Consider the following 21230-nt stretch of genomic DNA (forward strand, 5'->3'; position numbering starts at 1 on the left):
CGACGGGTCGCGCCGCCGGGCGGGTGCCGTCGGGTGGAGAGGGAGGGTGTGGAGCGCCGTGCGGGGGGTCGGGCTCAGGTGGCGATGCCCACCGGGCGGCGGAAGGTCGCGGGGTCGTTCAGGGTCGCCAGCAGCGCGTGGGCCACGTCCGCGCGCGGGATGACGCGGCCGGCCGGGACGTTGGCGCCGATCGCACGGCGGTACGTGCCGGTACCGGGGCGGTCCAGCAGCCGGGGCGGTCGGATCACCGTCCACTCGGTGGAGCTCGCGGCGATCGCCGCCTCCATGACCGCCAGGTCCGCGTACAGGTCCCGCAGGGCCCGCCGCAGGACCGGCAGGAGCACCGCCCGGGTGAAGACGCCGTCGCCCGGCACGTCCGGGCCCAGCGGGGCCGCGCTGACCACCGACAGGCGGCTTACGCCCGCGCGGTCCATCGCCGCGAGGACGGCCCGTGCGGCGGGCCCGGTCACCGGAGCCGCCTTGGCCTGCTTGTTGCTGCCCGCGCCGAGCGCCGACACCACCGCCGACCGGCCCGCCAGAACCGGCACGAGCGCGTCCTCGTCCGTCAGGTCGGCTACGACGGCCACATCGAGCCGGTTGTGCGCCGGCACCCCCAGCCGGGCCGGGTCGCGGACGACCGCCGTCACCTCGTGGCCCGCGTCCAGGGCCTGGGCGACCACCTCCCGGCCGACTCCGCCCGTCGCTCCGAACACCGTGATCCTCATGTCTGGCTCCCGCCCCACTAGGGGTGGGTGAGTGTTTACTCACCCCTGCTTTGTCTTAGGGTGAGCGAATGCTCACCCCGAAGTCAAGCCGCCCCACCCCCGAGCGCCTGCTCGACGCCGCCGAGACGCTGATGCGCACCAGCGGGCTCGCCGGCGCCACCACCAAGGCGATCGCCCGCGAGGCCGGCTGCTCGGAGGCGGCGCTCTACAAGCACTTCGCGAACAAGGAGGAGCTGTTCGTCCGCGTGCTGATGGAGCGCACGCCCAACGCCGGCCCCCTGATGGCCGCCCTGCACGCCGAATCCGGGGAGCGGGGGGTCGAGGAGGTGCTCACGGCCATCGCCCGGCACGCCTCGCACTTCTACGCCGACGCCATGCCCATGGCCGCCGCGCTCTTCGCCGAGCCCGCCCTGCTCACCCGCCATCGCGAGGGGGTCCGGCAGATCGGCGCCGGGCCGCACATGGTCCTGGAGGCGCTCGCAGGCCGGCTGCTGCGGGAGCGCGACGCGGGCAGGTTGCGGCCCGACGCCGACCCGGGCACCGCGGCCGCCCTGCTGCTCGGCGCCTGCTTCCAGCGCGCGTTCTTCCTGCACTTCTCCGGTGCGGACGTGGTCAGTCCGGTCGAGGAGTTCGCCCCCGCCGTGGCCCGGACCGTCTGGGCCGCGCTGCGCTGAGGTCTTGGAGCTCGGCGGTCTTGGAGCTCGACGGTCTCAGGGCTCGGTGGTCTCAGAGCTCGGCCGCGTACGGGGGCTCGGCTCCCGCCCGGGTGCAGGTCAGGGCGGCCGCGTGCGCGGCGTACGCCAGGACGTCCGGCCAGTCCACCGGGTCGCCCGCCGTGCCCGCCGTGCCCGGCGCCGTCGTGAGGCGGTGCAGCAGGGCCGCGTTGACGGTGTCGCCCGCCCCGATCGTGTCCACCACGCGGACCCGGCGGGCCGGGACCGAGCACTCCCCGCCGTCCCGCGTCCACACGGTCAGGCCCGCCGCACCCCTGGTCAGCACCACCGCCGACGGCCCCGCCGCCAGCCAGTCGCCGACCCCGCCGCCCAGCCAGGCCGCGTCCTCCTCCGACAGCTTGAGCACCGAGGTGTACGGCAGCAGCCGCTCCCGGAACCGGGCGCGGTACCCCGCCGGGTCCGCGATCAGCGCCGGCCTGATGTTGGGGTCCAGCAGGGTCAGCAGCCCGCGCCGGGACTCCCGGCGCAGCAGGGCCTCGTACGCGCTCGCCCCGGGCTCCAGGACCAGGGAGCAGGTCCCGAGCGCGAGGGCCCGTACGCCGTCGGGGAGGGCGGGCGGCAGTGTGAACAGCCGGTCCGCGGTGCCCTCGACGTAGAAGCCGTAGGAGGCCGAGCCGTCCGGGGCCAGCGAGGGCACGGCGAGGGTGGTCGGCTCCGGCCCGCGCTGGACCAGCGAGAGGTCCACCCCGGCCGCCCGCAGCCCGGACAGCAGGCTCTCGCCGAAGCCGTCGGCCGAGACCCGGGAGCAGAAGGCGGCCTCGGCGCCGAGCCGCCCCAGCGCGAGGGCGGTGTTGTACGGGCCCCCGCCCGGCCTCGGCAGCAGCGCGCCCGGCGGCCGCGCCGCTGGCACCAGGTCGATGAGGGCTTCTCCGCCGACGACGATCACGCGGGGGAAGCTACCCCATCGGCGCCGGTATCGTCGGGTGCGCCGGAGCTCCGGCCGGGTCCCCGGCCGGCGCCGCGTACGGCCCCCACGGCCGCCCCACCCCCGCACCACCTGGAGAACCGCATGTCCGCCCCGCAGCCCGCCGCCCGCCGCACCGTCCTGAAGGGCGCCGCAGCGCTCGCCGGGGCAGCCGGTGCCGGGCTGACCCTCGCGGCCTGCTCGACCGCGACCGACAGCGGCGGCAACACCCCCGCGACTCCCACGGCTCCGGTGGACCTGGGCGCGGCGGCCGACGTCCCGGTGGGCGGCGCGAAGCTGTACCGGGAGCGGAAGCTGATCGTGAGCTGCCCGGCGGAGGGCCAGTACAAGGCGTTCAGCGCCCAGTGCACCCACGCGGGCTGCGTCCTGGACAAGATCGTCAAAGGCGAGGGCAACTGCCCCTGCCACGGCAGCCGGTTCGACGTGGAGACGGGCGCGGTCCTGCGCGGCCCCGCCACCGACCCGCTGCCCGCCGTACCGGTGAGGGCGGAGAACGGCACGCTGATCGCGGGGTGATCGCGGGGTGATCGCGGGGTGATCGCGGGGTGATCGCGGGGGAGCGTGGGCCGAGCACGGCCCACGGCTCAGCCGCAGTCGGCTGTGAACCGGCCTCCATCATGCGTCGGCCCCACGGGTCCGTCCGCCGCCCCGCCCGCGACTCCCGGCCGCCGGTCCCGGTTCCGGGCTGCCGGTCCCACCCGATCAGTCCCAGTCCCACGCGATGCCGAGGATGCCGCGCCGCACCCCCTGCTCCAGCAGGTGCACCGCGCGGTGCCGGCCGCTCGGGGTCAGGTCTGCGAGACCGGTGCGCGGGGCCTGCGGGCCGCTGCGGGCGAAGCGCCGGCAGCGCACCGGCAGGGCCGCCTCGTCGAAGCGGACCTGGAGCATGTACTGCCCGCCCGCATAGCTGAACCCGCGCACGTACTCGTCGCTGCGGGCACCCGTGCCGTCCTCGACGCCGTAGCCGAAGACGTACGTGTCACCGCGCCGCAGCCGCGCGTCGAACAGCAGCTCGGCGACCACGACCCCGGCCGCCGGGTGGCACCGCACGCGGCCGGTGCGGCAGTTCTCGTACGCCGTCACGCCCACCCGGGAGGCGTCGCAGCCCGGATCGCCGTGGTGGACGGCGAGGTAGCGGTCGACCCCGTCGCGGTGGGCCCGGACGATCTGCTGGGACTCCCGGGACCGCAGCTCCCCGGCGGCGCCGATGCGCACCCGCTCGTGGTGGCCGACGGAGTGCAGTCCGCCGTCGGGCGGGAGCTCCATCGCCTCCAGCAGCTGCTCCACCGCCGCGCCCACCCCGACCAGCGCCCGGTACGAACGGGAGGCCGGGCGGGCCGCGCCGGCGGCCGCCTCCGGCGTGCCGAGCAGGCGCGACAGGGCCCCCTCCGGAAGCTCCAGGATCTGCTCCAGCGCGGCGACGGCCCGCAGGGACTCCGGGTGGCGCGGCCGCCGGGCGCCCTGCTGCCAGTAGCTGAGGCTGGTGACGCCGACCTTGATGCCGCGCGCCGCGAGCCGGTGCTGCACCCGGTGCAGCGGCAGGCCGCGCGCGGCCAGGGCGGCGCGCAGGGCGAGGTGGAAGGGTCCGGTGCGCAGCAGGTGTCCGATATCCGCCGTGTCCCCGGCCGGCCGCATGGCGACTCCTCTGTGAACGTTCACACGTGTCGGAGCGGGGCCCGCGCGGGTGGCTCCGGGGGACCAGGTGAAACGACAGCAACCGTTCACACCGCAGCCCCACTGTTCACACTGCAATGTCACCGCGTATTGAAGCGTGTTGACCTGATCGCGACAACACCCCGATGCTCCTCCACAGCGTCCGGACGCGCTCCTCCACCCCCACATCCCCGCCTCGGGAGGAACGCGATGCGCAACAGAAAGCGGCGGCCGTACCCGGCCGCCCTCCTCACCGCCCTGCTCCTCGCCCTGTCCTTCAACACCGGCACCGCCACCGCCGTCGGCGCCGGTACGGACAGCGCGAGTGCCGCCCTCGCCGCCAAGCGCCTGAACATCACCATGCAGGCGCAACAGAAGACCAACTGGTGCTGGGCCGCCGGCGGCAACACCATCGCCACCTGGTTCGGCCGCAGCTACAGCCAGAACCAGTTCTGCAACGCCGCCTTCAACCGCCAGCAGGGCTCCGAATGCCCCAACAACCAGGCGACCCTCGGCAACGTCCAGACCGGCCTGCGCTGGGCCGGCGTCAACCCCGGCTCCTACGTGACCGGCTGGCTCCAGTACTCCACCGTCCAGACCGAGATCAACGCCAACCGCCCGGTCGAGACCCGGATCCAGTGGTCCAACGGCGGCGGCCACATGCACGTCCTCTACGGCTACGACACCGCGAGCAACTGGGTCTACTGGGGAGACCCGTGGCCCTCCAGCGACCGCTACAACTGGGCCTCCCACGCCTGGTACGTCAACAACAGCACCTTCTCCTGGACCCACTCCCTCTACCGGATCGGGGCGTGAGCGCCATGACCCCGCGCACCACAGCCGCCGCCGCGGTCCTCGCGGCCACCGTCCTCCTCGGCCTCGGCGGGCAGGCCGCCGCCGCGCCCGTGCCGCAGCCCGGAGCGGCCACCGCCGAGACCCTGGCCACCGCCGAGACCCTGGCCGCCGCCGACCGGGCGGCCGCGTCCCCCGAGAGCCTGGCCACCCTCTCCCGCTTCTTCTCCCGGGAGGGCAAGGTCTCGGCCGCCGCCGCGCGGCCCCGGGTCGAGGGCACGGCGATCCCGGTCAGCCACCTCTCCCCGGAGTTCGTCGCGGGGAAGGCGGGGGCGCCGGTGGCCCGCCTGGAGTTCCTCGCCAGCGAGGCCGTCGCCGCCGACGGACAGCGCGCCGCCCTGTGGACCGCCCGGACGGAGGCCGGCTGGCAGGTGGTGAACATAGCCACCGGGGACGACGAGTTCCGCTACGCGCGGCTCGGCGCCGCGAAACTCCCGGGCGGGACCGTGTTCCGGGAGCCGCAGATCGACGCCTGGTACGTCGCCGGGGGCAGCAGGGTGCTGCCGCTGGACGAGGACGCGGTGCGGGCCGTCGGCGCCGGGGGCACCAGCCTCACCGGCTACCGGGCGCGGGTCGTGCAGGCGTACGGGAACAAGCTGCCGGGCTCGGCCTATGCCGAGGGGGGCATGGCGGGGGGCTTCGACGAGGCCCCGTCGCCCGCCGGGTCCGCAGGGGCTCCGGCGGAACTGCTCGCCGGAGCCGGGGCGCTCGCGCTGGGCGGTGCGGGGGCACTGGTCCTGGCACGCTCCCGGCGGCGCACCTCCGCCGCGGCGTAGCCCCGCGCGCGGGGTCCGGCTCCCGCCAGGGGCCGGGCCCCGCCGCATCCGGGCCCGGCCCGCATCCCGAGCAGGGCTGCGGCCGGGGCCGGGCGCCGACGGCGCCGAGGGCATCCGGCCCGTTGTCGGCGGGCGCAAGTAGGGTGGGCGGCATGGCCGACCCTTCCAGCTACCGCCCCAAGCCGGGACAGATCCCCGACTCCCCGGGGGTCTACAGATTCCGCGACGAGCACCGCCGGGTGATCTACGTCGGGAAGGCCAAGAACCTGCGCCAGCGGCTGGGCAGCTACTTCCAGGACGTCGCCAACCTGCACCCCCGCACCGCCACCATGGTGACCACGGCCGCCTCCGTCGAGTGGACCGTCGTCTCCACCGAGGTCGAGGCGCTCCAGCTGGAGTACTCCTGGATCAAGGAGTACGACCCCCGGTTCAACGTCAAGTACCGCGACGACAAGAGCTACCCCTCCCTCGCCGTCACCCTCAACGAGGAGTACCCGCGGGTCCAGGTCATGCGCGGCCCCAAGAAGAAGGGCGTGCGCTACTTCGGCCCGTACGGGCACGCCTGGGCCATCCGCGAGACCGTCGACCTGATGCTGCGGGTCTTCCCCGTCCGCACCTGCTCCGCCGGGGTCTTCAAGCGCTCCGCGCAGATCGGCCGCCCCTGCCTCCTCGGCTACATCGGCAAGTGCTCCGCGCCCTGCGTCGGCCGGGTCACCCCCGAGGAGCACCGCGAACTGGCCGACGACTTCTGCGACTTCATGGCCGGCCGCACCGGCACCTACCTCTCCCGCCTCGAACGGCAGATGCACGAGGCCGCCGAGGCGATGGAGTACGAGAAGGCCGCCCGGCTGCGCGACGACATGGGCGCGCTGCGCCGCGCCATGGAGAAGAACGCCGTCGTGCTCGCCGACGCCACCGACGCCGACCTCGTCGCGGTCGCCGAGGACGAGCTCGAGGCCGCCGTGCAGATCTTCCACGTACGCGGCGGCCGGGTCCGCGGCCAGCGCGGCTGGGTCACCGACAAGGTCGAGGCCGTCGACACCGCCGGGCTCGTCGAGCACGCCCTCCAGCAGCTGTACGGGGAGGAGAAGGGCGAGGCGGTGCCCAAGGAGGTGCTGGTCCCCGCGCTCCCCGAGGACGCGCCGGCCCTGAGCCAGTGGCTCGCCGAGCGCCGCGGCTCGAACGTCAGCCTGCGCATCCCGCAGCGCGGCGACAAGAAGGCGCTGATGGAGACCGTCCACCGCAACGCCCAGCAGTCCCTCGCCCTCCACAAGACCAAGCGCGCCAGCGACCTCACCACCCGCTCCCGGGCCCTGGAGGAGATCGCCGACGCCCTGGACCTGGACGGCGCGCCGCTGCGCATCGAGTGCTTCGACATCTCCCACCTGCAGGGCGACGACGTGGTGGCCTCCATGGTCGTCTTCGAGGACGGCCTCGCTCGCAAGAGCGAGTACCGCCGCTTCCAGATCAAGACGTTCGAGGGGCAGGACGACGTCCGCTCCATGCACGAGGTGGTCTCCCGCCGCTTCCGCCGCTACCTCCAGGAGAAGCTGAAGACGGGCGAGTGGTCCCCCGAGGACGCCGACGACGCGGGCGCGGCGGCCGGGGCGGAGGACGACGGGCGGCCCAAGCGCTTCGCCTACCCGCCCCAGCTCGTCGTGGTCGACGGCGGCCAGCCGCAGGTGGCCGCCGCCAAGCGGGCCCTGGAGGAGCTCGGGATCGACGACGTCGCCGTGTGCGGCCTCGCCAAGCGGCTGGAGGAGGTCTGGCTGCCGGGCGAGGACGACCCGGTCGTGCTGCCCCGCACCAGCGAGGGCCTGTACCTGCTCCAGCGGATCCGCGACGAGGCCCACCGCTTCGCCATCCAGTACCAGCGCAACAAGCGCGGCAAGCGCTTCACGTCCGGGCCGCTGGACGAGGTGCCCGGCCTCGGCGAGAGCCGCAAGCAGGCCCTGGTCAAACACTTCGGTTCGGTGAAGAAGCTGAGACAGGCGACAATCGACCAGATCTGCGAGGTCCCGGGCATAGGCCGCAAGACGGCCGAGACCGTGGCCGCGGCCCTCGCCGGAGCGGTGCCCGCCGGCCCTGCGGTCAACACGGCCACAGGAGAGATCATTGAGGATGAGACCCCCGCACCCGCGGGAGCATCGTCCGAACGGGGGACCGAGCAATGACCGAGCACGAGACCACGCACGACCGAGACGGAGCACAGGTGAGTACGGGCACGACAGTGGAGCCCGGAGATACCGCCGAGGCGGCCATCCCCGAGCTGGTGATCATCTCCGGCATGTCCGGGGCCGGCCGCAGTACGGCGGCCAAGTGTCTGGAGGACCTCGGCTGGTTCGTCGTCGACAACCTCCCGCCCGCGCTGATCCCCACCATGGTGGAGCTCGGCGCCCGCTCCCAGGGCAACGTGGCGCGCATCGCCGTCGTCGTAGACGTCCGCGGCCGCCAGTTCTTCGACGCCCTGCGCGAATCCCTCGCCGACCTCGACAGCAAGGGAGTCACCCGGCGCATCGTCTTCCTGGAGTCCTCCGACGACGCGCTGGTCCGCCGCTTCGAGTCGGTCCGCCGCCCCCACCCCCTCCAGGGCGACGGACGCATCACCGACGGCATCGCCGCCGAGCGCGACCTGCTGCGCGAGCTGCGCGGCGACGCCGACCTGGTGATCGACACCTCCAGCCTGAACGTCCACGAACTGCGCGCCAAGATGGACGCCCAGTTCGCCGGGGACGAGGAGCCCGAGCTGCGGGCCACCGTCATGTCCTTCGGCTACAAGTACGGCCTCCCCGTCGACGCCGACCTCGTCGTCGACTGCCGCTTCATCCCCAACCCGCACTGGGTCCCGGAGCTGCGCCCCTTCACCGGGCTCAACGAGGAGGTGTCGGGGTACGTTTTCAGCCAGCCCGGCGCCAAGGAGTTCCTCGACCGCTACACCGAGCTGCTCCAGCTCATCGCCACCGGCTACCGCCGCGAGGGCAAGCGGTACGTGACCATCGCGGTCGGGTGCACGGGCGGTAAGCACCGCAGCGTGGCCATGTCCGAGAAGCTCGCCGCCCGCCTCGCCTCCGAGGGAGTCGAGACCGTCGTAGTCCACCGGGACATGGGGCGCGAGTGACCCCACGGACCCCCCGGCTGAGCCGCCTGCGCCGCCTCACCCCGGGACGGGGCGAGGACGGCGCGGGCCGTTCCGGCCGCCGGCGCGGCGCCGCCCCCAAGGTGGTCGCGCTCGGCGGCGGCCAGGGCCTGTCGGCCTCGCTCGCCGCCCTGCGCCGGATCACCGGTGACCTCACCGCCGTGGTCACCGTCGCCGACGACGGCGGATCCAGCGGCCGGCTCCGGGAGGAGCTCGGCGTACTGCCGCCGGGCGACCTGCGCAAGGCGCTGGCCGCGCTGTGCGGCGACGACGACTGGGGCCAGACCTGGGCCCGCGTCATCCAGCACCGCTTCCAGTCCGAGGGCGACCTGCACGGGCACGCCGTCGGCAACCTGCTGATCGTCGCCCTGTGGGAGCAGCTCGGCGATCCCGTCCAGGCCCTCGACCTGGTCGGCAGGCTCCTCGGGGCGCAGGGCCGGGTGCTGCCCATGTCGGCGGTGCCGCTGGAGCTCCAGGCCCTGGTCAAGGGCCACCACCCGGACCGCCCCGAGGACGTCGACACCGTACGCGGGCAGGCCACGGTGGCCCTGACCCCCGGCGAGGTGCTCTCCGTCCAGGTGGTGCCGAGCGACCCGCCGGCCGTGCCGGAGGCCGTGGCCGCGGTGCTGGACGCCGACTGGGTGGTGCTCGGACCGGGCTCCTGGTTCTCCTCGGTGATCCCGCACCTGCTGGTGCCGGAACTGCTCGACGCGCTGGTCGAGACGAAGGCCCGGCGGGTCCTGTCGCTGAACCTCGCGCCGCAGCCCGGCGAAACAGAGGGCTTCTCTCCGCAGCGTCATTTGGAGGTTTTGGCCCGACACGCCCCTAAACTCGCCCTGGACGTGGTGCTGGCCGACGAGGCCGCCGTACCCGACCGCGAGTCCCTCGCCGATGCCGCGAAACGCTTCGGCGCCGCGGTCGAGCTGGCTCCCGTGGCCAGGCAGGACGGCTCTCCGAAGCACGATCCGGAGCTGCTGGCCGCCGCGTACGACCGTATTTTTCGGATGCATGGAAGGATCGGCCCATGGCGATGACGCCCGCGGTGAAGGACGAGATCTCTCGCCTGCCCGTGACCCGGACCTGCTGCAGGAAGGCCGAGGTCTCGGCGATCCTCCGGTTCGCGGGCGGGTTGCACCTGGTGAGCGGCCGCATCGTCATCGAGGCGGAGCTTGACACGGGCATCGCCGCGCGAAGACTGCGCAAGGACATCCTGGAGATCTTCGGCCATTCCTCGGACCTGGTCGTCATGGCTCCCGGCGGTCTGCGCCGCGGCAGCCGGTACGTGGTCCGGGTCGTGGCCGGCGGTGACCAGCTGGCCCGCCAGACGGGCCTCGTGGATGGCCGCGGACGCCCCATCCGGGGTCTTCCGCCCCAGGTGGTCTCCGGGGCCACCTGTGACGCGGAGGCGGCCTGGCGCGGCGCCTTCCTGGCCCACGGCTCGCTCACCGAGCCGGGCCGGTCCTCCTCGCTGGAGGTCACCTGCCCCGGCCCGGAGGCCGCCCTGGCCCTGGTGGGCGCCGCCCGCAGGCTCTCCATCGCCGCCAAGGCGCGCGAGGTGCGGGGCGTGGACCGGGTCGTGGTCCGCGACGGCGACGCGATCGGCGCCCTGCTCACCCGGCTCGGCGCGCACGAGTCGGTGCTGGCCTGGGAGGAGCGGCGGATGCGGCGCGAGGTGCGCGCCACCGCCAACCGCCTCGCCAACTTCGACGACGCCAACCTGCGCCGCTCTGCGCGTGCCGCGGTGGCCGCCGGAGCCCGCGTGCAGCGGGCGCTGGAGATCCTCGCCGAGGAGGTCCCCGAGCACCTCGCCGCGGCCGGCCGGCTGCGCATGGAGCACAAGCAGGCCTCCCTGGAGGAGCTGGGCGCGCTCGCCGACCCGCCGCTGACCAAGGACGCGGTCGCGGGCCGGATCCGCCGGCTACTGGCCATGGCCGACAAGCGGGCCCAGGACCTCGGGATCCCGGGTACCGAGTCGAACCTGGACCTCAGCGAGGAGATGGCCGACAACATGGCCGGCTGAGCGGCGGCTGAGCCGGCCGCCGGGCCGCGACCGGGCGGCCGCCGCCGCAGTCGCCGTACGCACACCGCGAGGGGCCCGCACGAGTGATCGTGGGGGCCCCTTTCGGCAGGCCCCATTGACATGTGCATGGGCTGGTCGTGAGCCTGTCGTCCGAACGCTTTCGTGGCAGACGACGCCCAGGGGGGCACATGAGGCACCGCGCGAGATCGATCCTCGCCGCAACCGCACTCGTCTTCGCAAGCACACTGGCCGCGCTACCCGCGGCGGCCCAGGACCGGGCCGCGACCGGCGCCCCGTCCGGCGCCGACGAGGTACGGGTCTACGACGCCGACATCACCCGTGAGCAGGTACCGCTCGTCCTGGCCGCCGGCCAGGACGCCCACGAGCTCACCGAACGCGCCCCCGAGACCGGGACCGCCAAGGTCGAGCTGTTCCTCACGAGCGGCCAGGCGAAGGAGCTCGCCGCCCAGGGGGTCCGGCTCGCCGAGCGCGAGGTCCCCGCCGCGGGCCTGGCCCGCGCCAAGGCCTCCGGCGACGGCGTGTTCCGGCCGTACAGCGGCAAGGGCGGCCTCCAGGAGGAGATCCTGCGGACCGCCCGGGAGAACCCCGGGCTCACCAAGGTCGTCTCCATCGGCAAGACCGTCCAGGGCAAGGACATCCTCGCCCTGAAGGTCAGCAAGAACGCCGAGAAGACCAAGGACGGCGCCAAGCCGGCCGTGCTCTACATGTCCAACCAGCACGCCCGCGAGTGGATCACCCCGGAGATGACCCGCCGGCTGATGCACCACACGCTGGACACCTACGGCAAGGACCCGCGCGTCACACGGCTGGTCGACTCCAGCGAGCTGTGGTTCCTGCTCTCCGCCAACCCCGACGGCTACGACCACACCTTCGCCGCGGACGGCCAGCGGCTGTGGCGCAAGAACCTGCGCGACAACAACGGCGACGGCAGGATCACCGCGGGCGACGGGGTAGACCTGAACCGGAACTTCGCCTACAAGTGGGGCTACGACAACGAGGGCTCCTCGCCGAACCAGGCGAGCGAGACCTACCGCGGGCCCAAGGCCTCCTCCGAGCCGGAGACCGTCGCCGTCGACCGGTTCCAGAAGCGCATCGGCTTCGAGTACGCCATCAACTACCACTCGGCCGCCGAGCTGCTGCTCTACGGCGTGGGCTGGCAGGTCGCCACCCCCACCCCCGACGACGTCGCCTACAAGGCGCTCGCCGGAACGCCGGAGAACCCGGCCGTCCCCGGCTACTACCCGCAGGTGTCCTCCGAGCTCTACACCACCAACGGCGAGGCCGACGGACACGCCTCCAACACCAACGGCATCATGATGTTCACGCCGGAGATGACCACCTGCCAGACGGCCTCCGCGATCGACCCGGACGACCCGTGGCGGCCCGAGGACTGCGCCTCCGGCTTCAACTTCCCGGACGACGAGAAGCTCGTCCAGGCGGAGTTCGCCAAGAACGTCCCCTTCGCCCTCTCGGTCGGCGAGAGCGCCGCGCACCCGGACCGGCCCGCCTCCACCGTGGGCCTGGACGCCGCGGACTTCACCCTCGACCCCTTCGCCACCTCCTACGCGGCCCGCGGCCAGGACCAGGAGGTCGCCGTCACGGCCCGCAAGTCGCTGCGCGACAAGGAGCTCAACTTCCGGATCAACGGCGGCCGCACGCAGGACGAGGACCTCAAGGCCTGGAAGGGCGGTGACGTCTACGGCGGCGAGGACAACAACTGGTTCGACGAGTACCGGGCCGAGGTCGACGCCGCCGGGCCCGGCGACAAGGTCGAGGTCTGGTTCACCGGACGCGACCGCACCGGCCGGCGGGTCTCCAGCGAGCACTTCACGTACACGGTGGCCGAGCGGCCGCGCGCGGACGTGCTGGTGATCGCCGAGGAGGGCGCCACGGCCCGGCACGCCCAGACGTACGTGGACGCGCTGCGCGCCAACGGCAGGTCCGCCGCCGTCTGGGACGTCGCGGCCCAGGGAGCGCCGCACCACCTCGGGACGCTCTCCCACTTCCGCACGGCCGTCCACTACACCGGGGCCAAGTCGCCCGGGGGAGACACCCAGCTGGCGGTCCGCGACTTCCTCAACGAGGGCGGCAAGCTGATCGAGGCCGGCGAGCTCGCCGGCGGCAACGCCCAGGTCGGGCGCGCCGTGACCAACGACTTCAGCCAGTACTGGCTCGGCGCCCACGGCCGTACGAGCGCCTCCGGCGCCACCGGCTTCACCGGCGCCGCCGCCCTGGCCGGCGCCCGCGGAGGCCTCGGCGACGCCGCGGGCAATCCGCTGAACGCCCCCGGCTCCTACACCGTGACCTCCGAAACCCTGGCGCCCGCGCAGTTCCCGCAGTTCAAGAGCGCGCAGGCCGGCCAGTTCGCCGGGGTCGTCAACCCGTACGCCCCCTACGCCGGCACCGGGATGGCCTCGGCCCTGCACACGGACGGCGACTGGAAGCGGCTGGCCCGCACCATCGACCTCACCGGCGTCTTGGCCGCGGACAAGCCGCAGCTGAAGCTCGCCCTCAACTGGAACACCGAGGAGGGCTACGACCACGCGGCCCTGGAGGCCCGTACGGCAGGCGGGGACGACTGGACGACGCTGCCGGACGCGGGCGGCCTGAGCAGCTCCACCGTGCCGGAGGAGTGCGCGGCGGGCTTCTTCATGAACGGCCACCCGTTCCTGCGCCGCTACCTCACGCTGGACGCCGCGGGCTGCACCCCGCAGGGCACCAGCGGCGCCTGGAACAGCTTCACCGGATCCTCCGGCGGCTGGAAGCAGGTCTCCTTCGACCTGAGCGCGTACGCGGGCAAGACCGTGGAGGTCTCGCTCTCCTCCATCACCGACCCCGGCTCGGGCGGCCGCGGCGTCTTCGCGGACGAGGTGCGCCTGTCCGTCGGCGGCGCGGACCGCGCCGCCGAGGGCTTCGAGACCTCGCTCGGCGTCTGGGCGGCCCAGGCCGCACCTGCCGGAAGCCCCGACGTTCCGGGCGATTGGTCCCGGTCCGGGGAGCTGTTCAAGTCCTACGCGGCGGTGACTACGCGTGACACGGTTCTCCTCGGCTTCGGCCTGGAACACCTGCCGGCCGCGGCGGACCGCGTCGTACTCGTCGGTAAGGCGCTACGCACACTGAACCACTGACAGGCAACCCCGTCCCACCCTCACTCTGAGTGACGGGCCGGAGGTCCCGGGGGTCCCGTACCGGAACGGCTGGTACGTGGCCCTTCCGGGGCCTCCCCCGGCAGGAGGGGGAGTGTCAGGCTCACGCCGATGTCACTCAAAAGCTCACGGAGAGGTAGGGTCGTAAGCGGTCGGGGACATCCCATACAGCTCGCCGGCGGACTTTACCGGCGCACCAACGAGGAGATCGGTTCGTGACGATCCGCGTAGGCATCAACGGTTTTGGCCGAATTGGCCGCAACTACTTCCGTGCGCTCCTGGAGCAGGGAGCGGACATCGAGATCGTCGGTGTCAACGACCTGACGGACAACGCCACCCTGGTGCACCTGCTCAAGTACGACACCATTCTGGGCCGCCTCAAGGCCGAGGTCTCCCACACGGCAGACACCATCACGGTCGGTGGCAACACCTTCAAGACCTTCGCCGAGCGCGACCCCGCGAACCTCCCCTGGGGTGAGCTGGGCGCCGACATCGTCATCGAGTCGACCGGCATCTTCACCAAGAAGGCCGACGCCGCCAAGCACATCGCGGCGGGCGCGAAGAAGGTCCTCATCTCGGCTCCGGCCAAGGACGAGGACATCACGATCGTCATGGGCGTGAACCAGGACAAGTACGACGCGGCCAGCCACCACGTCATCTCCAACGCCTCCTGCACCACCAACTGCGTGGCGCCGATGGCCAAGGTCCTCCTGGAGAACTTCGGCATCGTCAAGGGCATGATGACGACGGTCCACGCGTACACGAACGACCAGCGCATCCTGGACTTCCCGCACTCGGACCTGCGCCGCGCCCGCGCCGCCGCCGAGAACATCATCCCGACCACCACCGGTGCCGCCAAGGCCACCGCGCTGGTGATCCCGGAGCTCGCCGGCAAGCTCGACGGCATCGCGATGCGCGTCCCGGTCCCGACCGGTTCCGTGACCGACCTCGTCATCGAGCTCGAGCGCGAGGTCACCCGGGACGAGGTGAACGCGGCGTTCCAGAAGGCGGCCGAGGGCCAGCTCAAGGGCATCCTCGACTACACCGAGGACGCGATCGTCTCCTCCGACATCGTGAACTGGCCGGCGTCCTGCACCTTCGACTCCTCCCTGACCATGGTCCAGGGCAAGAGCGTCAAGGTCATCGGCTGGTACGACAACGAGTGGGGCTACTCCAACCGTCTCGTGGACCTTACGGTCTACGTCGGTGGCCAGCTCTAAGGTCGCCCCGGTTCCAAGGCAAGGCACCACGATGTGAGCACAGGGTCCGGGCAGCGCGACGAAGCGCCGCACGGGCCCTGTTGCTTGCCTCGTTCTCCCTTCCTCGCCCTTAGGGTGAAGGGCTCCAAAGGAGTAGAAACACATGAAGACGATCGACGAACTGCTCGCCGAAGGCGTCAAGGGCAAGCGGGTCTTCGTCCGCGCGGACCTGAACGTCCCGCTGGCCGAGGGCACCATCACCGACGACGGCCGCATCCGCGCCGTCCAGCCCACGATCGCGAAGCTCGCCGCCTCCGGCGCCCGCGTCATCGTGGCCTCGCACCTGGGCCGCCCCAAGGGCGCCCCGGACCCGGCCTTCTCGCTCGCCCCGGCCGCCAAGCGCCTGGGTGAACTGCTCGGCACGGACGTCGCGTTCGCCACCGACACCGTCGGCGACTCCGCCAAGGAGACCGTTCTGGCCCTCGCCGACGGCCAGGTCGCCGTCATCGAGAACCTGCGCTTCAACGCCGGTGAGACCGCGAAGGACGACGCCGAGCGCGGCGCCTTCGCGGACCGGCTCGCGGAGCTCGCCGACGTGTACGTCGGCGACGGCTTCGGCGCCGTCCACCGCAAGCACGCCTCGGTCTTCGACCTCCCCGCGCGCCTCCCGCACGCGGCCGGCTACCTCATCGCCACCGAGGTCGGCGTCCTGAAGAAGCTGACCGACGACGTCAAGCGCCCGTACGTCGTGGTCCTCGGCGGCGCCAAGGTCTCCGACAAGCTCGCCGTCATCGACGAGCTGCTCGGCAAGGCCGACCGCATCCTCATCGGCGGCGGCATGGCCTACACCTTCCTCAAGGCCCTGGGTCACGAGGTCGGCATCTCCCTGCTCCAGAAGGACCAGCTGGAGAAGGTCACCGAGTACATGGAGCGCGCCAAGGCCACGGGCGTCGAGCTCGTGCTCCCGGTCGACGTGCTCGTCTCCACGGACTTCCCCGACCTCAAGGGCAAGACCCCGGCGGACTTCGAGACCGTGGACGCGGACAAGATCCCGGCCGACAAGGAGGGCCTGGACATCGGCCCCCGGACGCGCGAGCTGTACGCGTCGAAGATCGCCGATGCCGAGACCGTCTTCTGGAACGGTCCCGTGGGCGTCTTCGAGCACCCCGACTACGCCAACGGCACCAAGGCCGTGGCGCAGGCCCTCGTCGACAGCAGCGCCTTCACCGTCGTCGGCGGCGGAGACTCGGCCGCCGCCGTGCGTACGCTCGGCTTCGACGAGAATGCTTTCGGCCACATTTCCACCGGTGGCGGCGCCTCCCTCGAATACCTCGAGGGCAAGACGCTCCCCGGCCTCGCCGCCCTGGAGGGCTGACACCGCATGACTGCACCCGTTTCCGCCGGCCGCACCCCGCTGATGGCGGGCAACTGGAAGATGAACCTCAACCACCTCGAGGCCATCGCCCACGTCCAGAAGCTCGCCTTCGCGCTCGCCGACAAGGACTTCGACGCCGTCGAGGTCGTGGTCCTGCCGCCCTTCATCGACCTCCGGTCGGTGCAGACCCTGGTCGACGGCGACAAGCTGAAGATCAAGTACGGCGCCCAGGACCTCTCGGCGCACGACTCCGGCGCCTACACCGGCGAGGTCTCCGGCGCGATGCTGTCGAAGCTGAAGTGCGCGTACGTGGCCGTCGGCCACAGCGAGCGCCGCCAGTACCACGGCGAGGACGACGAGACCTGCAACGCCAAGGTCAAGGCCGCCTACCGCCACAGGCTGACCCCGATCCTGTGCGTCGGCGAGGGCCTGGACGTCCGCAAGGCCGGACAGCAGGTCCCGTACACGCTGGCCCAGCTCGACGGTGGTCTCAAGGACATCGCGGCCGAGCAGGCCGAGACCATCGTGATCGCGTACGAGCCCGTCTGGGCGATCGGGACCGGCGAGGTCGCCACCCCCGAGGACGCCCAAGAGGTCTGCGGTGCCATCCGCGGCCGTCTCGCGGAGCTGTACTCGCAGGAGCTGGCCGACAAGGTCCGCATCCAGTACGGCGGCTCGGTCAAGTCCGGCAACATCGCCGCGATCATGGCCCAGCCCGACGTCGACGGAGCCCTGGTGGGCGGCGCCGCGCTGGACGTGGACGAGTTCGTCGGGATCGTCCGCTTCGGCGACGCGTAGCGACTGCGGTGAGTATGCGGTAGGACGGATCCGTCGTACCCTTGCGGGGGCCGGAGGCTGAACCATCAGCCGCCGGCCCCCGCGCACGTCTCAGCGGAGCCCGGCAAGCCAGAAAAGCCAGAAAGTAGGAATCAGCCGTGATTATGGGGTTCTCGATCGCCCTGATCGTCTTCAGCGCCCTGCTGATGCTCCTCGTGCTGATGCACAAGGGCAAGGGCGGCGGCCTTTCCGACATGTTCGGCGGCGGCATGCAGTCGTCGGTCGGCGGTTCCTCCGTCGCGGAGCGCAACCTCGACCGCATCACCGTGGTCGTCGGTCTGCTGTGGTTCGCCTGCATCATGGCACTGGGACTTCTCATGAAGTCGAGCGCCAGCTGACCGTTCTGGCCATTCCGCCAGTCCGGCCGGTGCCGTCCGGCCTACTATGAGGTCCGGCGTCCATCGCCTGGAATGAGTAACTCCGGTCAGTGGACGCGCGTTGGGCCTTACGTAGACTTGGGCGCCCGCGGCGGAATTCCACTCACGCTCCGCGGCACCATTACGCAGGGAGTTACGACCGTGGCAAGTGGCAACGCGATCCGTGGTAGCCGGGTCGGAGCGGGGCCGATGGGTGAGGCCGAGCGCGGCGAGTCCGCGCCCCGCCTGCGCATCTCCTTCTGGTGCTCGAACGGGCACGAGACGCAGCCGAGCTTCGCCAGCGACGCGCAGGTGCCGGACACCTGGGACTGCCCGCGCTGCGGGTTCCCGGCCGGCCAGGACCGGGACAACCCGCCGGCCCCGCCGCGCACCGAACCGTACAAGACGCACCTGGCGTACGTGCGGGAGCGGCGCACCGACGCCGACGGCGAGGCGATCCTCGCCGAGGCACTCGCCAAACTCCGCGGCGAGATCTGAACGGCCCGTCAGAAGCGTGCACCGGGGCCCGGTGCGGCAGGGGGAGACTCCCGCCGCACCGGGCCCCTTCGCGTGCGCCCGCGCCGACGGCGCCTGTCCGTCATTGCCGCTTCGCATCCTTTAGGTTGGAGATCGGCGGGGCACGACAGGACGCGAGAAATGGGTTGATGGCCAGGATGAATGCAGACAGCCGTACGAAGCTCACCCGGACGCCGGAGTGGCTGGCACTCGGCAAGCACCGGGAGGAGCTCGGGCAGACGCATCTGCGAGAGCTGTTCGAGGAGAACCCGGGCCGCGGCTCCGGCTACACCCTGCGCGCCGGTGACCTGCGCATCGACTACTCCAAGCACCTCGTCACGGACGAGACGCTGACGCTGCTGCGCGAGCTCGCGGCGGCGACCGGCGTGGCCGGGCTGCGCGAGGCGATGTTCCGCGGAGACAAGATCAACACGACCGAGGACCGGGCGGTCCTGCACACCGTCCTGCGCGCCCCCGAGGGCGCCGTCGTCGAGGTGGACGGCGAGAACGTCGTCCCCGGCGTGCACGCCGTCCTCGACAAGATGGCCGCCTTCGCCGACCGCGTCAGGTCGGGGGAGTGGACCGGCTCCACCGGCAAGCCGATCAAGAACGTCGTCAACATCGGCATCGGCGGATCCGACCTCGGTCCGGCGATGGCGTACGAGGCGCTGCGCGCCTTCACCGACCGCGCGCTGACCCTGCGCTTCGTCTCCAACGTGGACGGCGCCGACCTCCACGAGGCCGTGCGGGACCTGGACCCGGCCGAGACGCTGTTCATCATCGCGTCGAAGACCTTCACCACCATCGAGACCATCACCAACGCCACCTCGGCGCGGGACTGGCTGCTCACGGGGCTGGGGGCCGGCGAGGAGGCCGTGGCGCGGCACTTCGTGGCGCTGTCGACGAACGAGGAGAAGGTCTCCGGGTTCGGCATCGACACGGCCAACATGTTCGAGTTCTGGGACTGGGTCGGCGGACGCTACTCCTTCGACTCCGCCATCGGGCTCTCCCTGATGATCGCGATCGGCCCGGACGCCTTCCGCGAGATGCTCGGCGGCTTCTCCGCCATGGACACGCACTTCCGCACGGCGCCGCCCGAGGAGAACGCGCCGCTGCTGCTGGGCCTGTTGGGCATCTGGTACATCGGCTTCTTCGACGCGCAGTCGCACGCCGTGCTCCCGTACAGCCACTACCTCTCGCGCTTCACCGCGTACTTGCAGCAGCTGGACATGGAGTCCAACGGCAAGTCCGTTGACCGGGACGGCAATCGCGTGGAGTGGCAGACCGGCCCGGTGGTGTGGGGCACCCCCGGCACCAACGGGCAGCACGCGTACTACCAGCTCATCCACCAGGGCACGCGGATGATCCCCGCCGACTTCATCGGCTTCGCACGGCCCGTGGCCGACCTGCAGCCGTCGTTCGCCGCCCAGCACGACCTGCTGATGGCGAACTTCTTCGCGCAGACGCAGGCGCTGGCCTTCGGCAAGACGGCGGACGAGGTGCGGGCGGAGGGCGCGCCGGAGTCCCTGGTCCCGCACAAGACCTTCCAGGGGAACCACCCGACGACCACGATCCTGGCCGCCGAGCTGACCCCGGCGGTGCTGGGCCAGCTGATCGCGCTTTACGAGCACAAGGTGTTCGTCCAGGGCGCCGTCTGGAACATCGACTCCTTCGACCAGTGGGGCGTGGAGCTCGGCAAGGTCCTCGCCAAGCGGATCGAGCCCGCGCTGACCGAGGGCGCGGACGTACCGGGCATGGACTCCTCGACCAAGGCCCTGGTCGCCGGGTACCGGGAGCTGCGCGACCGCGGCTGAGCGGGCCGCGGCCGCCCGGCCGGGAACGGCGGAGCGCCCCGCACCTTCGAGGTGCGGGGCGCTCGGCCGTACGGTGCTTCGCCGTACGGTGCTTCGCCGTCGGGTACGGCTCAGGCCGAGGCCGGCGGGTACATCCCGGAGGGGAGCTTGGCGGCCGCGGCACGGTCCAGCAGCCACAGGGTGCGGGAGCGGCCGCAGGCCTCCGCGGCCGGGGCCTGGACGCCGCCCGCGCCGCCGAGGGCGATGGAGACCGCGCCGGCCTTGTCCTCGCCCGCCGCCAGCAGCCACACCTCGCGGGCCGCCCGGATCGCCGGGAGGGTCAGCGAGATCCGCGTGGGCGGGGGCTTCGGCGCGCCGTGGACGCCGACCACCGTGCGCTCGGTCTCGCGGGAGGCCGGGTGCTCGGGGAAGAGGGAGGCCACGTGCGTGTCCGGGCCCACGCCCAGCATCAGCACGTCGAAGCGGGGGACCGGGCCGTGGTCCTCCGGGCCGGCGGCCGCCGCCAGTTCGGCCGCGTACGCCGCTGCCGCCGCGTCCACGTCGGTCCCGTACGGGCCGTCGGAGGCGGGCATGACGTGTACGCGGGCGGGGTCCAGCGGGACGGAGTCCAGGAGGGCCTCGCGGGCCTGGGTGTGGTTGCGCTCGGGGTCGTTGGCGGGGACGTACCGCTCGTCGCCCCACCACAGGTCGAGCCGGCGCCAGTCGACCGCGTCCCGGGCCGGGGCGGCGGCCAGCGCCGCGAGCAGGCCGTTGCCGTTGCGGCCGCCGGTGAGGACCACCGACGCGCTGCCGCGGGCCGCCTGCGCGTCCACGATCTTGGTGATGAGCCGGGCGGCCGTGGCCTGGGCCATCAGCTCCTTGTCCCGGTGGACGACGACCTGGGGAGTCGTCATACCCATGTGCTGCCGCCTTGTCGGTAGTTCGGGGGTGCCTGCGTGGTGCGGTGCGGGTGCCTGCTGCGGGTGCCGGGTGCGGGTGTGTGTGCCGCTGCGCGGAGCGGTCCCCGACCCGCCCTTTCGCCGTTTCCCGGGGCTCCGCCCCGGACCCCGCGCCTCAAACGCCGGCGGGGCTGGGTGGGGATCGGATGTCGGCGGGGCTGGGTGGGGTGTCGGACGTGGGGGGGGCGTGAGTATGCAGCCCCCGCC

Annotated in this window: 19 protein-coding genes; 15 read left to right on the plus strand and 4 right to left on the minus strand. The window is 72.5% G+C overall.

Annotated elements, in window-relative coordinates:
• Positions 1 to 74: 74 nt before the first annotated feature.
• Positions 75 to 725 carry an NAD(P)-dependent oxidoreductase gene (locus OTB16_RS22485; RefSeq protein WP_267722306.1) on the minus strand — a complete coding sequence of 217 codons (651 nt, stop codon included), beginning with the start codon at positions 723 to 725 and terminating at the stop codon, positions 75 to 77.
• A 68-nt stretch (positions 726 to 793) separates the two neighbouring features.
• Between OTB16_RS22485 and OTB16_RS22490 the strand changes: the two genes are divergently transcribed.
• The gene (locus tag OTB16_RS22490; protein ID WP_267722307.1) at positions 794 to 1399 is read left to right on the plus strand and encodes a TetR/AcrR family transcriptional regulator; all 606 of its coding nucleotides are present in this window, start codon (positions 794 to 796) and stop codon (positions 1397 to 1399) included.
• 52 nt (positions 1400 to 1451) lie between these two features.
• On the opposite strand, the gene OTB16_RS22495 is transcribed toward OTB16_RS22490, so the two are convergent.
• The gene (locus OTB16_RS22495) at positions 1452 to 2345 is read right to left on the minus strand and encodes a carbohydrate kinase family protein (RefSeq protein ID WP_267722308.1); all 894 of its coding nucleotides are present in this window, start codon (positions 2343 to 2345) and stop codon (positions 1452 to 1454) included.
• Positions 2346 to 2468: 123 nt separating this feature from the next.
• Here OTB16_RS22495 and OTB16_RS22500 point away from each other — a divergent pair, with 123 nt between their 5' ends.
• Positions 2469 to 2900, plus strand: a complete 432-nt coding sequence (locus tag OTB16_RS22500; protein WP_267722309.1) for a Rieske (2Fe-2S) protein — start codon at positions 2469 to 2471, stop codon at positions 2898 to 2900.
• Between the two features lie 186 nt (positions 2901 to 3086).
• Here the strand turns inward: OTB16_RS22500 and OTB16_RS22505 are convergent, their stop codons facing one another.
• Positions 3087 to 4019 (minus strand): hypothetical protein, encoded by a 933-nt coding sequence (locus tag OTB16_RS22505; protein ID WP_267722310.1) that lies wholly within the window; start codon positions 4017 to 4019, stop codon positions 3087 to 3089.
• A 228-nt stretch (positions 4020 to 4247) separates the two neighbouring features.
• On the opposite strand from OTB16_RS22505, the gene OTB16_RS22510 reads away from it, so the two are divergent.
• The 13 genes from OTB16_RS22510 to pgi all read left to right on the plus strand — a co-directional run bounded on the left by OTB16_RS22510 (position 4248) and on the right by pgi (position 20085).
• Positions 4248 to 4853 carry a papain-like cysteine protease family protein gene (locus OTB16_RS22510; RefSeq protein ID WP_267722311.1) on the plus strand — a complete coding sequence of 202 codons (606 nt, stop codon included), beginning with the start codon at positions 4248 to 4250 and terminating at the stop codon, positions 4851 to 4853.
• A 5-nt stretch (positions 4854 to 4858) separates the two neighbouring features.
• A complete protein-coding gene (locus tag OTB16_RS22515; RefSeq protein ID WP_267722497.1) occupies positions 4859 to 5665 on the plus strand; it encodes a hypothetical protein in 807 nt (268 codons plus the stop codon).
• A gap of 152 nt (positions 5666 to 5817) precedes the next feature.
• Positions 5818 to 7839, plus strand: a complete 2022-nt coding sequence (uvrC, locus tag OTB16_RS22520) for an excinuclease ABC subunit UvrC (RefSeq protein WP_267722312.1) — start codon at positions 5818 to 5820, stop codon at positions 7837 to 7839.
• Positions 7836 to 8783 carry an RNase adapter RapZ gene (gene rapZ, locus OTB16_RS22525; protein WP_267722314.1) on the plus strand — a complete coding sequence of 316 codons (948 nt, stop codon included), beginning with the start codon at positions 7836 to 7838 and terminating at the stop codon, positions 8781 to 8783. Before uvrC ends, rapZ begins: the two co-directional genes overlap by 4 nt.
• Positions 8780 to 9835: a gluconeogenesis factor YvcK family protein gene (locus OTB16_RS22530; protein WP_267722316.1), complete on the plus strand. Its 1056-nt coding sequence runs from the start codon at positions 8780 to 8782 to the stop codon at positions 9833 to 9835. The genes rapZ and OTB16_RS22530 overlap by 4 nt, the downstream gene beginning before the upstream one ends.
• A complete protein-coding gene (gene whiA / locus OTB16_RS22535) occupies positions 9826 to 10821 on the plus strand; it encodes a DNA-binding protein WhiA (protein ID WP_267722317.1) in 996 nt (331 codons plus the stop codon). The genes OTB16_RS22530 and whiA overlap by 10 nt, the downstream gene beginning before the upstream one ends.
• A gap of 188 nt (positions 10822 to 11009) precedes the next feature.
• Positions 11010 to 13970, plus strand: a complete 2961-nt coding sequence (locus OTB16_RS22540; RefSeq protein ID WP_267722318.1) for a M14 family metallopeptidase — start codon at positions 11010 to 11012, stop codon at positions 13968 to 13970.
• 233 nt (positions 13971 to 14203) lie between these two features.
• On the plus strand, positions 14204 to 15208 hold the full coding sequence (gap, locus tag OTB16_RS22545) for a type I glyceraldehyde-3-phosphate dehydrogenase (protein ID WP_267722320.1): 1005 nt from the start codon (positions 14204 to 14206) through the stop codon (positions 15206 to 15208).
• A gap of 142 nt (positions 15209 to 15350) precedes the next feature.
• Positions 15351 to 16562 carry a phosphoglycerate kinase gene (locus OTB16_RS22550; RefSeq protein ID WP_267722321.1) on the plus strand — a complete coding sequence of 404 codons (1212 nt, stop codon included), beginning with the start codon at positions 15351 to 15353 and terminating at the stop codon, positions 16560 to 16562.
• A 6-nt stretch (positions 16563 to 16568) separates the two neighbouring features.
• On the plus strand, positions 16569 to 17360 hold the full coding sequence (tpiA, locus tag OTB16_RS22555; protein ID WP_267722323.1) for a triose-phosphate isomerase: 792 nt from the start codon (positions 16569 to 16571) through the stop codon (positions 17358 to 17360).
• Positions 17361 to 17503: 143 nt separating this feature from the next.
• The gene (secG, locus tag OTB16_RS22560) at positions 17504 to 17737 is read left to right on the plus strand and encodes a preprotein translocase subunit SecG (RefSeq protein ID WP_267722499.1); all 234 of its coding nucleotides are present in this window, start codon (positions 17504 to 17506) and stop codon (positions 17735 to 17737) included.
• A 180-nt stretch (positions 17738 to 17917) separates the two neighbouring features.
• A complete protein-coding gene (locus OTB16_RS22565; RefSeq protein ID WP_007263454.1) occupies positions 17918 to 18253 on the plus strand; it encodes an RNA polymerase-binding protein RbpA in 336 nt (111 codons plus the stop codon).
• 176 nt (positions 18254 to 18429) lie between these two features.
• The gene (pgi, locus tag OTB16_RS22570) at positions 18430 to 20085 is read left to right on the plus strand and encodes a glucose-6-phosphate isomerase (protein WP_267722330.1); all 1656 of its coding nucleotides are present in this window, start codon (positions 18430 to 18432) and stop codon (positions 20083 to 20085) included.
• Positions 20086 to 20195: 110 nt separating this feature from the next.
• Here pgi and pgl read toward each other — a convergent pair whose 3' ends face one another.
• Positions 20196 to 20978, minus strand: a complete 783-nt coding sequence (gene pgl / locus OTB16_RS22575) for a 6-phosphogluconolactonase (RefSeq protein ID WP_267722501.1) — start codon at positions 20976 to 20978, stop codon at positions 20196 to 20198.
• Positions 20979 to 21230: the final 252 nt, after the last annotated feature.

The sequence above is a fragment of the Streptomyces antarcticus genome, from assembly GCF_026627255.1.
GTDB classification, from domain to species: Bacteria; Actinomycetota; Actinomycetes; order Streptomycetales; family Streptomycetaceae; genus Streptomyces; species Streptomyces antarcticus.